This is a genomic window from Brenneria goodwinii (assembly GCF_002291445.1).
GTDB lineage: Bacteria > Pseudomonadota > Gammaproteobacteria > Enterobacterales > Enterobacteriaceae > Brenneria > Brenneria goodwinii.
The window spans coordinates 4,026,726-4,038,506 of record NZ_CP014137.1; the positions used below are offsets into that span (position 1 = coordinate 4,026,726).

An 11,781-nucleotide genomic window follows, 5' to 3' on the forward strand; every position below is an offset into this window, starting at 1 on the left:
TTATGGCATGTTTAAAACTTCAGTCCGTTACCAAGTCATATGACGGCAAAACGCAGATTATTCACCCTATCGACCTCGATGTGAATGATGGTGAGTTTATCGTGATGGTCGGCCCTTCCGGCTGCGGTAAATCCACGCTGCTGAGGATGGTTGCCGGGCTGGAGCGGACAACCAGCGGCGATATTTATATTGATAACCAGCGGGTTACCGATCTGGAACCCAAAGATCGCGGCATTGCGATGGTGTTCCAAAATTACGCGCTTTATCCCCATATGAGCGTTTATGACAACATGGCTTACGGCTTGAAAATTCGCGGGTTCGGCAAAACGCAAATTCGCCAGCGGGTGGAAGAAGCCGCGCGCATTCTGGAGCTGGCGCCGCTGCTGGATCGTAAACCGCGCGAATTATCGGGCGGGCAACGTCAACGCGTCGCGATGGGGCGCGCTATTGTGCGCGAACCTGCGGTATTTTTATTCGATGAGCCCTTGTCAAACCTGGACGCCAAATTGCGGGTACAGATGCGGCTGGAATTACAACAGCTGCATCGGCGCCTGAAAACCACCAGCCTCTACGTAACGCACGATCAGATTGAAGCCATGACGCTGGCTCAGCGCGTGATCGTGATGAATAAAGGCGTGGTCGAACAGATTGGCGCCCCGGCGGACATTTACCGCCGTCCGGCATCGCTGTTCGTCGCCAGCTTTATCGGATCGCCCGCCATGAACCTGTGGCCGGGCAAAATCAGCGATGACGGCTGCCGGTTTGAAATCGGCGACGCCTTAGCCTTGCCGCTGCCGACGGCGAAATCTCAGTGGCGCGGGCGCAAGTTGACGCTAGGGGTAAGACCGGAGCATATTCAACTGACAACCGGCGAAGCGGGCGGCATTCCGCTGCAGGTATCGACGTTGGAACTGCTGGGCGCGGATAATTTGGCGCACGGGCGGTGGGGTGAACAAAATGTGATTGTTCGCCTGTCCCATGAACATTGTCCGGCGGTGGGGTCGACACTTTGGCTGCATCTGCCTGGGTCGTCATGGCATTTGTTTGATTCGCAAAGCGGATTACGGGTGGAATAATGATAACGCTATGGCCTTATCCGGCTATTGTCGCCCATCGCGGCGGCGGTTCACTGGCGCCGGAAAACACATTGGCCGCGATTGATGTGGGCGCCAGCTTCGGTCACAAGATGATCGAATTTGACGCCAAGCTATCGCAGGACGGTCAAATCTTCCTGCTCCATGATGATACGCTTGAGCGCACCAGCAACGGCTGGGGGATCGCAGGCGATCTGCCGTGGGACAGACTGACTTCGCTGGATGTCGGGAGTGGGTACAGCAAAAAATTCGCCGGCGAACGGCTGCCGCTGTTATCGGAAGTCGCGAAACGCTGTAAACAGTATGGCATGGCCGCCAATATCGAAATTAAGCCGACCACCGGTCATGAGCAGGAAACCGGGCGTCAGATTGCCCTTGCGGCGCGTCAGCTATGGCAGGATCACCCCATTGCGCCATTGTTATCGTCGTTCTCGGCGCCGTCGCTGGAGGCGGCCCGACAGGCGGTTCCCGAGCTGCCGCGCGGCCTGCTGCTGGATGAATGGGATGAGGATTGGCAAAACCTGACCCGCCGGCTAGAGTGCGTATCTATTCATCTCAATCACCATTTACTGACGGCGGAACGGGCGGCGTTACTGAAAGCCGCCGGGCTGCGCATTCTGGTTTATACCGTCAACCAGCCAGAACGGGCCAGAATATTGCTCAACTGGGGCGTTGACTGTATCTGTACCGACCGGATAGATTTAATCGGGGCGGATTTTGCTACCGGCTAAAATCGGCCCATTCATCTCTTTCCAGCTAGGTGCCGGTTATTAAGGACGAGGCTCAATGCCCCCATTTATTAGTTCTCTCTGGCACCAAATTTTTCTGTCTTTACCGCTATTTATTCTGATTGCGCTGGGTTACGGCCTGATCCGCTATGGAAAATGGCCGACGACCATTACCGATGGCATGAGCCGTTTTGTCTTCTCGGTGGCGATGCCGGCCATGTTATTTCGCCTGATGAGCGATTTCTCCAAACGTCCGATGGTTGATGCCCGCCTGCTGATTGCCTTTTTCGGCAGTTGTCTGGTCGTTTTTATACTCGGCCGCGTTGTCTCACGTAAAGTTTTTCATCTGGATGGCGTTTCCGGATCGATTTTTGCGCTGAGCGGCATCTTTTCCAACAATGTGGTGCTTGGATTGCCGATTGCCGCGCTGATGCTGGGTGAAGAGTCGATACCTTCCGTCGCGCTAGTGGTGGTGTTTAACGGTCTGATCCTGTGGACGCTGGTGACGGTTTCGGTGGAGTGGGCGCGCAATGGGGCGCTTTCTCTGCAAGGCTTTAGCAAAACCGCGCTGGGCGTGCTGAAAAATCCGCTGATTATCGGCATCCTGTCCGGTACGGCATTCAGCCTGACCGGTTTTCCCCTGCCGTATTATGTCGACCAGCCGCTAAGCATGTTGGGGCAGATTGCCATGCCGTTATCGCTGATTGCCCTGGGAATGGGGCTGGCGGAATACCAGATCCGCGATGGCTTGCAAATCAGCGTCGCTATTTGCTTCATCAAGCTGCTGGTGCAACCGCTGGTAATCTGGGGCATCGCGATAGCGATAGGCCTGCCGGAAATGGAGACGCGAGCGGTCGTATTGCTGGGCTCAATGTCCGTGGGCGTAAACGTGTATCTGATGTCGCGCCAGTTCAATGTGCTGGGCGGTCCGGTCGCCACCAGCCTGTTGGTGTCGACGGCGCTGGCTGCCTTGACCACCCCGCTTATCCTGACGCTGATGGGCGTGCGTCTTTAAATCCGGCAGACTCAGCCGCTAAGAGGCTGGCGGCTGCTGAATGGAGGGCGTCGTCTGCTGTATACGCTTTTGCTGCTGTTGTAATTGTTGCTGCTGCTGTTGCTGCAACTGACTGTTGCGCTGCTGTAATTGCTGATTCAATTGTTGTTTCTGCAACTGTTGATTCTGCTGCATGCGTTGTTGTAACTGCTTCTGACTATTGATGCCGTTTTCATACTGCTGCTGTTGCGTCGATGGCGCCTTCGCCGTGTCGGCCTGAGTAACCAACGGCAGTGAAAACAAGGCAAACAGTAATGCCGTCAGCGTGATTGTGTGCTTCATTCGGTCCTCCATGGCACGGAATGTGCCAAACCGTATCGCTATTCGGAACCGCCTATATTCTCGGTCCCGTTGATATATAGTGTAATCGCTACGAACGGAAACGTCGTGCAGAGTTATCTGCATTCTGTGTCCGTCAGGCTTTGGGCCGCCCATCGGGAATGGTATATACTGCGGCGGAATTTTTCTTTGCGATTGAAGTTATCTCATGTTTCATATTGCGCTCTATGAGCCACAAATAGCGCCAAATACCGGCAATATTATCCGCCTGGCGGCCAATAACGGCTGTACGCTGCACCTGATTGAACCGCTGGGCTTTGATTTTGAAGAGAAGAAGCTGCGCCGGGCCGGGCTGGATTATCACGATCTCGCCAACGTCAAGCGTCATAAAAATTATCAGGCGTTTCTGACGGCGGTCGCAGGACAGCGTATCTTCGCCTGCACCACCAAAGGCAGCCGCCCTTACGATCGGCCAGACTATCAACCCGGCGATGTTCTGTTGTTTGGTTCGGAAACCGCAGGCCTGCCTGACGATATCCGTAACGGCTTTGCCGCCGATTTCCGCATTCGCATTCCCATGCAGCCGGAGTGCCGCAGTCTCAACCTGTCCAATGCCGTCGCCATTATCAGCTATGAAGCCTGGCGGCAAAACGGCTTTGGGGGACGAACCTAGTCGGTTAAGGTTTTTTTCGTGGCGGATTAACCAGAAAAATGACCTCCCCGCGATAGTAGGGGGAAGCCGCAAGCCGCCGTTGCCACTTTTTGTCCCATTTACCGTGCTGCACCAAGCCCAGCCGAAAAGGGATCGTCAACTTTTGCAGCGCGGGCAGGTAGTCGGCATAGTGGGTTACGGTACTGCGCACCTGATAGGTTTGGATCACCAGTTCGTCAATGCTGTTGCGCAACCGGTTCAACTCGGCCACCTCGCCGGTTTTCGACCAATCGAGTAGCCCGGTGATGCTAATCCGGCAATCTTCCGGCAATCTCTGCCGTAATTGTCGTAAAAACGCCGCATATCCCGCCAGTTGATAGCTTTTAGCGTCAAAATCTATCTGAATACCCCTGACCTGATTACCGTGGCGACGCCAACTTTCCTGTAGCTTCAATATGCGGGTAAGGTGCTCATCCGACAGCGACAACGTCGTCAGCCGATAAGACAGCCATAGGGATGTAACGCGTAACTTGCTGGCGGGGATCCCCTGACGCAGAAAAACCACTTTTCCCTGGCGACGAGCGATCTCCCCCTGGTGCAGATAGAGCGTCTGCGCCTGATGCAGCACGCTCTGCGGTCGAACAGCCGCCCATAGCCAGAAGGCCTGATATTGCGCGGCGTCGACGCCGCCGGCCTGGGCCGACGCGCCACTTCGCAACGGCAAGACCAGGAGTATTATCCAGGCTACCAGTAATACTTGAGCTTGTTTGCCCACAGGCTGCCTTTAAACTCGGTTTTCAACTGGGTAAACCAGGATTTACGCGTCGCTTTACTGATATCCTGCCCGCCGCAGTCATTGAAACCGCTGGGCGCATAGCAGTAGACCGCCCGGTAGAGCGCATAGCTTTTATCTTCCGGCGGCGCGTCAGGAGCGGCGATAACCCGCATGTATCCATCCAACCGGTTATACTCCGTACCTTTGAACTGTGTCGGCGCGTTGATTAACTCATCCAGCATATTGCTCTCCCCCCAGTCAAACCCGACGGTATCGCCGGTGCGCAGGAAGAACTCGCCGAGACAGTTAATGGAGCGGGCGTCATTAGGCCGCTGATTCAGCGTGTTCACCACGCTATCCAACGCCGGACATTGATATCCTTCTTCCGTATCGCCGCCGTCCCAGTCAAAAACGGTCAGGTCGTCCAGGCTCCAGTCCATGTTTTCCGAATCTTCCAACGGCGCAATGTCTTTTCTGAGCGCGCTATCTTGCAGATAGCCGGCATAGTCCGCGTGCGTCAGCGACTTGGTTAATAACGTATGCAGAGCGATGGCCCGTTCTTCATGGGTTTGCCGCGCTCCCGTCTGCTGACGCAGCAGGTCGGCGCTGGCGCTGACTTTCAACACCGCGGAACGAAAGCGCAGGTTTTTAACCGGACTATCGGCGGCGAATATCGCTTCCGGGCGTCCGGCCTTAGCCAGCGTTTCGGCCAACGCCAGTTGCAGGAACTGCTGCTGGGTATATTCGGTGTTCAGGGACAGCAGGCGACGCCAATGCATTTCCGCTTCATTCCACCGGGCCTGCTGCTGGAGCGCCTGACCACGCAACACCTGCAGACTAAAACGCGTGGCATCGGTGAGATCCCGCTCGTTAGTCTCCGCAACGCCGTTCACTACGGCGGCATAATCTTTCAACCGATAAAACTGATAGGCGGTCTGCAGATAGTGATATTCGTTTTGCATCCCCGCCTGGTCGAACAGGGTCTGCTGAGCCGCCAACTCTTCGGCGGATAATTCCGGGAAACGCCCCCAGCCGCCGTGAACTGCGCGCAGCCGTTTAAGATCCTGCACCAGCACCAACAGCGGACTATCCGGCGCGATGGTAAAGGTTTCCCGCTCCAACAGTTTGTTGTCGATCTCATCGCTTAATGCCTGTAGATCGCCGGCATTGTCGGCACGGTCCAGCACCTGCTGATAAATTTTGGGTAACGCGTTCAGATCGCCAAGGATCCAATATGCCCGACGGTAGAGTCCCTGCGCGGAGTCAGCATACAACCCCTGCGGATACTGCTTCAGATAATCATCGATACGCCGTATGGCGGACGCTGCCGCGTTCTTATCGGCTTTGCCGGCATCGAACATATTGTATTCATCCAGGGCGGACTGCATCGCGGCGTTAATCGCCACGCGAATCAGCATATAACGAGATGTTTCAGCAACCCACGGTTGTCCGGCCTGGGTCAGCGCCTGAAAACCGTTGTTGTCCTGCTCGAACGCCCCCTGATAGAAAGCCTGGGTATTGATCAGGTAACGCTTAAGTTCGCCCGCATGCCCTTCATCCGGCAGACGGCCAAGCTCAGCGGATAACGACGATGAGGAATAGTCCGGAGACAGGATGATTAAACGCGCCAGGGCAAGCGGCGTGCGCTGGGCATCGGTTAGCTGTTGGTCGGCCAGCAGCACATCAAAAAAGTCTTCGACAGTCGCCAGATCGTTGGATATCTGCCGCCCTTCGCCATCGTTGGACGTCAGCGTAGCGAATTTTTCCTCTACGTCAGACGATAACTTCAATTGACGGGCTTTATTTAACAACGTGCCGCCACCCGCGACGCTCTCCGTTGAAGCCTCATCCGCCGACGGCGCCGGGCCTTCCGTCGCCACCAAACCCATAACGCGATAAGCGGTGAACGGATCGATACGTGAACGCGTCTGGTCAGGAACAGGCTGAGGCACCGGCAGGGCAATATGTTTGCGACTGCTCTGCAGCAGCATCAGATTGGTTCTGGTGTCGTTATCAGGCAAAAGGTAAGGAAATGCCGGCATTCCGCACTCAGCATCAGAAAAACCGCAAATACCGTCAGCGGAGCTAAAAGCGTGGCAGCTAAAAAGCGTGGTCAGTAGACCTGCCAGCAAAGTTAGTCCTTTCATGTACATATTCCTGTTGAATTAAATTTCCGGCCATATTGGCTGCCGGTTGGCTGTTGTTCCCGCTATCACTGGGGATTGCGCTATCCCAGCGTCAATAAGCTTAGCCTATCGATTCAGAAAGATACGGCGGGCGCTGATACTCAGCACCCGGAGAGGATAAAGCAGGAAGGTTTAACCTCAGGTTGATGACAACCCCATCGCGGTAAGCCCGAAGCACCCGGCGCGGTCAACGGCCTGAGGTTATTGCCGTTTATCGTTGATGTAATGGTAGCCAGATAACCAGCCGTAATCCACCCAGCGGACTATCTTCCGCTTTCACCCAGCCCTTATGCTGCGCGATCGCCGTTTCTACGATAGCCAGCCCCAAACCGGTGCCGCCCGATTCCCTATCGCGGGCTTCATCCGTACGGTAAAACGGCCGGAAAATCTGTTCCCGATCTTCCGGGCTGACGCCTGGGCCGTCATCGTCCACTTTGATGGTGATCCCTTGATTATCAACGGAGAAGGCGACCTCGATATGGTGGTGAGAATAACGCAGCGCGTTGCGGACAATATTTTCCAGCGCGCTGTCTAGCGCGGAAGGATTGCCATACAGCGTCCACGGACCGGGAGGATAAGGCACATCCAGCGTTTTCCCCATCTGCTCCGCTTCAAAACTGGCGTCATCCAACACATCGCTCCACAGTTCATCGGCGCGGATAAATTCGCGGGTGAGCTCGTTCTTATGCTGATTACGAGACAGAACCAGCAGGTCGTTGATCATGCTGTCCAGCCGCTGCGTTTCGGTCTCAATACGGTTTAGCTCATTGCCTTCCCCCTGACGCCTGCGCAGCAGCGCGGTGGCCAGTTGCAGGCGGGTGAGCGGCGTGCGCAGCTCGTGCGAAATATCAGACAACAGCCGCTGTTGCGCCGTCACCATACGCTCCAGCGCGCTGACCATCTGGTTAAAACTGACCCCGGTCGCCAGGAATTCCTGCGGGCCGGCTTCCAACTCAGGATGTTGACGCAGGTTGCCCCGCGCCACTTCGTCCGCCGCATATTTCAGCTTACGCGCCGGTTTCGCCAGACTCCAGGCCAGCCATAACAAGAGAGGCGAGCTGATCAGCATGGTAAAGATCAACAGTAATAATGGCCGGTCAAACAATAGGTTAATAAAATCCGACTGCGGACTGCTGGCCGGGCGAATCAGGTAAAGCTGGTAATTATCTTCGCCATCCCGGATAGAGAAGGGCCCCAGCAACTCAACGCGGCCATATTTCTTTTTTTGCGGATGATCGGCATTGTCGGACAGGCCGATAAAGTTACGCACAATTTGCGTTTCATTTTTCTGCGCGCCGAGCACGCGCCCTTCGCTGGTCACCAGCAAAAGACGCTGCCCCGGCGGCGCCCACTTTTCAATCACCCAGAACAAGCGCAACCACCAGCGTAAATCGTTGGCGGGGGTATTCGCCAGATCGGCTTCGATATGTTGCTCCAGCATGATCCCTTGCCGCTGCTCGCTTTCCAGCAGAGCCGTCAACTGGCGTGAATCAAGCTTGGGCACCATCAGTACCAGCATGAGTACCAACGCCAGCGTCAGCCAGAAAATAGCGAAAATACGCGCAGTCAGGCTATTAATCATGCAGCAGACACCATCAGGTAACCCCGTCCGCGCAACGTTTTAAACCACGGCAAACCGTCTTTGCGTTCGGGTAATTTACGGCGCAGATTAGAGATATGCATATCTATCGCGCGGTCAAATGGCGTAAGCCGTTTCCCCAAAACCTCCTGGCTAAGGTGCTCGCGTGACACAACCTGACCCAGCCGCTGCGCCAGCAGATACAGCAGCGTGAATTCGGTGCCGGTCAGATCCAGCACGGTTTCATCAAAGCTGGCTTCCTGCCGGCCGGGATTCAGCCGCAGTCCGTCAACTTCCAGCGTTGGCGCGCCGCTTTCGCCGGACTGTTGCTGATCCGTCCAGTTTGAACGCCGCAAAATGGCGCGAATACGCGCCACCAGTTCACGGTCATTAAAAGGCTTCGGCAGATAATCATCCGCGCCTAATTCCAGGCCGAGAACGCGATCCAGCTCGCTACCGCGGGCCGTCAACATGATCACCGGGGTTTGATGCTGCTGACGCAGTTCTTTCAACGTATCAATACCGTTTTTCTTCGGCATCATGACATCCAGCAATAGCAGGTCAACGGTGCTATCCAATACGCTTAACGCCTGTTCGCCATCGTAGGCGACAACGACGTTAAAACCTTCCATTTCGAGCAATTCTTTCAATAAAGACGTTAGCTCTCTATCGTCATCAACCAACAGGATCTTGTTCATGGTTTCTCTACCTCCAGGGGCAAAATACGTCATAGATTAGCGCTATTCCATGACTTTACGTAGTTTTACATCCTCTGACGCATGTTTGCAGCAAGACGATTAGACTCATATCCATTGATTCACAAAACAGCACGCCAAACCGGGGAGTTATTGATGCCGCAAGTCACAACGTTATCTCTTGCTTCACTGCTGATGTTAAGTTCTTTCACTACATTTGCAGCAGGTTTTGAGAGTGTGTCTGCGAGTAATTGGCATCATGATGACTCTGCCACGAAACAATTTTCCGGTCAGCAAGGGATGTTTGACGGTGTGAAGTTAAGCGAGCAACAGCGGCAACAGATGCGTGACCTGATGCATCAGGGCCGTCAGGACTCCCCTGAGTTTAACGCTGAAGATGTTGAAGCCATGCATAAGCTGGTTATCGCGGAGCAATTTGATGAAGCCGCTGTCCGCGCTCAGATAACCAAGATGATGCAAGTGCAAATTGAGCGCCAGGTTCAAATGACCCGCGTTCGCAACCAGATGTATAACCTGCTGACGCCGGAGCAAAAAAATATTCTGGATCAGAAACATCAGCAGCGAATGAAAGAGATGCGGCAACAGGTTTCAATGCTTAATCAGATGTCGGCGCAATAAGCGGGCATCACCGAGTAACCCTGAGTAGTGTGTAGTTCGAGTAATACCTGTAGTAGATATACCCTGTTTTCCTTGCCATAGACACCATCCCTGTCTTTTGCCCTCCATGATGGAGGGCTTTTTTTTGGTAGTTCATCACGGATTAGCGTGAACCAATAGAAAGCTGCGATTAAGAGATCAAAGCGGCATTTCCCGGTGGAACGGTTAACGATGATGACGGCGTTGAATTGAAGTGAATGCAAATAAAAAACAACCCCAATAACCCTAAAAATATTGCCACCCGGAGTTATTAGGGTTATTGTCGATTTTATCGAAGGGCGGCGGGGCAATAGGGATGGATTTACCAATAGGCACGGTAAAAAGCATCAGGAAACAAGCGGGAATTTAATCCCTTCCCACCTAAAGAGGCTGAATTATGTTTTATCCCATTGCAATCGAAGCGGGTGACGACTCTCATGCATACGGCGTGACAGTGCCAGATCTGCCGGGCTGTTTCTCTGCGGGTGATTCGCTGGATGAAGCAATTACCAACGCCAAGGAAGCAATAACCGGTCATCTTGAACTGTTGATTGATATGGGCCAGGATATTCCCGCCGTGTCGTCTGTCGGTAAGTTGGCGAAGAGGCCGGAGTATGCCGGTTATACCTGGGCCGTTGTTGATATCGACGTAACCCGGCTAATGGGCGGCGCGGAAAAAATTAACGTCACACTGCCGAAAACGCTTATTGACCGCATTGATCGCTGCGTAGCGAGTAACCCGGAATTCAAAAGCCGCTCAGGGTTTCTCGCGCAGGCCGCGTTAGAGCGCATTTCGTCCATTCGGTAAGCGGCATCGTCCCTATGAGCGTGAGGAGAAAATAAAAGCCTTCACCCTCCGCGCCCCTGAATCATTCGGGGAACGGCTGGCCATTGCCGCGGCTGAACGCCAGATTGCAGTGAACGCCTTTATGGATAACGCGCTCACAAAGGCTGAATAAGATCAGTTAGTTGATAATCCCAGTTCTTTAGAAATAGCCTCAGCGGTCGCTTTTAACGGTTTCAACAGTGTTTCCTCGCCAATCTGTTGCAATTTTACCGTAGAGAGGGAAATGGAAACGGCATAGCCAACACGCTGATGAATATCAAACACCGGAACGGCAATACAAGACACTCCCAGCTCATTCTCTTCCCGGTCCATCGCCATGCCTGTCGCACGAATCTGCTCAAGCTCCTTATACATAGCCTGGAGATCGGTAATCGTGTTGCGTGTCAGCGACTTGATTTCATCCTGATGACTCAGCCAATAGTCGGCAATGTAATCAGGCTGACCATAAGCCATATAAATTTTCCCCATTGCCGAACAGTACAACGACAAATGCTGACCAATATAAGCACGGGTACGGAGCATCCCCGTGGTTGGCTCCAGTTTGTAAATCATGATGGCGTGATCGTTTTCCCGAGTGGAGAAATTGACGGTTTCGCCGGTGGCAAGATTCAATGCCTCCAGATGCGGCGCCGCAACATGGATAATATTGAGAGAGGAAAGCGCCTTTTGACCGACGGCGATAAATTTGGTGGTTAAACGGTAGCTACCCGGTGCGGGCGCCGGCGTCACATAGCCGCAGGATTGCAGCCCCTGCAATAGCCGGTGCACGGTGCTTTTGTTTAACTGCGCCAGCTCTGAAAGGTGAGCCAACGGACATCCATTCGGGTAATTACTTAGGATCTCAATAAGTTGGAGTCCACGAAAAAGGCTCTGACTTCCAGCGGGTTTCTCTTTGGCGAGTTCCGTATCTTTCATTATTTTATCCCCTTGTATAACGGTAATTGCGCAAGGTTAACGTAAAGTGAGGTCCACGATAAGCGATACTCACACAGACGCGTGTCCCAATTTTTTCGCCGCTATCTCTCTTTTAAGCCACCGGTATATCTCACCCTCAATCCACTGTCACGCCCCTTTAAAACATCTCTTTCTGTGCGCATAGGGAATTGTGTTCCTCATCACACTAATGAAAATATTTTAATAACATGTTGATATTCTTATTTTTTTAAAATCTCAACGGCTTTGACTTGTAAAAAAATGACCTGTATTATTTTTGAAATCAGATATCACATATTGAA

12 protein-coding genes and 1 pseudogene are annotated in these 11,781 nt (G+C 53.6%); 7 read left to right on the forward strand and 6 right to left on the reverse strand.

The features are described 5' to 3' along the window. Window positions 1-2 precede the first annotated feature (2 nt). From ACN28R_RS17935 to ACN28R_RS17945, 3 genes are read left to right on the forward strand one after another with little or no spacing between them, the layout of a single operon-like run. On the forward strand, window positions 3-1,076 hold the full coding sequence (locus ACN28R_RS17935) for a sn-glycerol-3-phosphate import ATP-binding protein UgpC (RefSeq protein WP_095835099.1): 1,074 nt from the start codon (window positions 3-5) through the stop codon (window positions 1,074-1,076). Continuing rightward, on the forward strand, window positions 1,076-1,825 hold the full coding sequence (ugpQ, locus tag ACN28R_RS17940) for a glycerophosphodiester phosphodiesterase (RefSeq protein ID WP_095835100.1): 750 nt from the start codon (window positions 1,076-1,078) through the stop codon (window positions 1,823-1,825). Before ACN28R_RS17935 ends, ugpQ begins: the two co-directional genes overlap by 1 nt. A 55-nt stretch (window positions 1,826-1,880) precedes the next feature. Then, the gene (locus ACN28R_RS17945; protein WP_095835101.1) at window positions 1,881-2,837 is read left to right on the forward strand and encodes an AEC family transporter; all 957 of its coding nucleotides are present in this window, start codon (window positions 1,881-1,883) and stop codon (window positions 2,835-2,837) included. An 18-nt stretch (window positions 2,838-2,855) separates the two neighbouring features. Here the strand turns inward: ACN28R_RS17945 and ACN28R_RS17950 are convergent, their stop codons facing one another. Then, window positions 2,856-3,158 (reverse strand): hypothetical protein, encoded by a 303-nt coding sequence (locus ACN28R_RS17950; RefSeq protein ID WP_048636663.1) that lies wholly within the window; start codon window positions 3,156-3,158, stop codon window positions 2,856-2,858. Window positions 3,159-3,363: 205 nt separating this feature from the next. Here ACN28R_RS17950 and ACN28R_RS17955 point away from each other — a divergent pair, with 205 nt between their 5' ends. Continuing rightward, window positions 3,364-3,828 carry a tRNA (cytidine(34)-2'-O)-methyltransferase gene (locus ACN28R_RS17955; protein ID WP_048636664.1) on the forward strand — a complete coding sequence of 155 codons (465 nt, stop codon included), beginning with the start codon at window positions 3,364-3,366 and terminating at the stop codon, window positions 3,826-3,828. 4 nt (window positions 3,829-3,832) lie between these two features. Here the strand turns inward: ACN28R_RS17955 and ACN28R_RS17960 are convergent, their stop codons facing one another. From ACN28R_RS17960 to cpxR, 4 genes are all read right to left on the reverse strand, one after another. Next, window positions 3,833-4,582, reverse strand: a complete 750-nt coding sequence (locus ACN28R_RS17960; protein WP_095835102.1) for a DUF3142 domain-containing protein — start codon at window positions 4,580-4,582, stop codon at window positions 3,833-3,835. Beyond that, complete coding sequence (locus ACN28R_RS17965; protein WP_095835103.1) at window positions 4,552-6,729, reverse strand: PA5441 family protein; 2,178 nt, start codon at window positions 6,727-6,729, stop codon at window positions 4,552-4,554. Before ACN28R_RS17965 ends, ACN28R_RS17960 begins: the two co-directional genes overlap by 31 nt. 250 nt (window positions 6,730-6,979) lie before the next feature. Then, window positions 6,980-8,350: an envelope stress sensor histidine kinase CpxA gene (cpxA, locus tag ACN28R_RS17970; protein WP_048636667.1), complete on the reverse strand. Its 1,371-nt coding sequence runs from the start codon at window positions 8,348-8,350 to the stop codon at window positions 6,980-6,982. Then, a complete protein-coding gene (cpxR, locus tag ACN28R_RS17975) occupies window positions 8,347-9,045 on the reverse strand; it encodes an envelope stress response regulator transcription factor CpxR (protein ID WP_048636668.1) in 699 nt (232 codons plus the stop codon). The genes cpxA and cpxR overlap by 4 nt, the downstream gene beginning before the upstream one ends. Before the next feature lie 153 nt (window positions 9,046-9,198). Between cpxR and cpxP the strand changes: the two genes are divergently transcribed. The 3 genes and pseudogenes from cpxP to ACN28R_RS17990 all read left to right on the forward strand — a co-directional run. Next, a complete protein-coding gene (gene cpxP, locus ACN28R_RS17980; RefSeq protein ID WP_048636669.1) occupies window positions 9,199-9,681 on the forward strand; it encodes a cell-envelope stress modulator CpxP in 483 nt (160 codons plus the stop codon). A 415-nt stretch (window positions 9,682-10,096) separates the two neighbouring features. After that, window positions 10,097-10,507, forward strand: a complete 411-nt coding sequence (locus ACN28R_RS17985) for a type II toxin-antitoxin system HicB family antitoxin (protein WP_048636670.1) — start codon at window positions 10,097-10,099, stop codon at window positions 10,505-10,507. 28 nt (window positions 10,508-10,535) lie between these two features. Continuing rightward, window positions 10,536-10,658, forward strand: a pseudogene (locus ACN28R_RS17990) (toxin-antitoxin system HicB family antitoxin); the annotation flags it as partial. A gap of 2 nt (window positions 10,659-10,660) precedes the next feature. On the opposite strand, the gene ACN28R_RS17995 reads toward ACN28R_RS17990, so the two are convergent. Next, complete coding sequence (locus ACN28R_RS17995; RefSeq protein WP_048636671.1) at window positions 10,661-11,461, reverse strand: IclR family transcriptional regulator; 801 nt, start codon at window positions 11,459-11,461, stop codon at window positions 10,661-10,663. Between the last annotated feature and the right edge of the window lie 320 nt (window positions 11,462-11,781).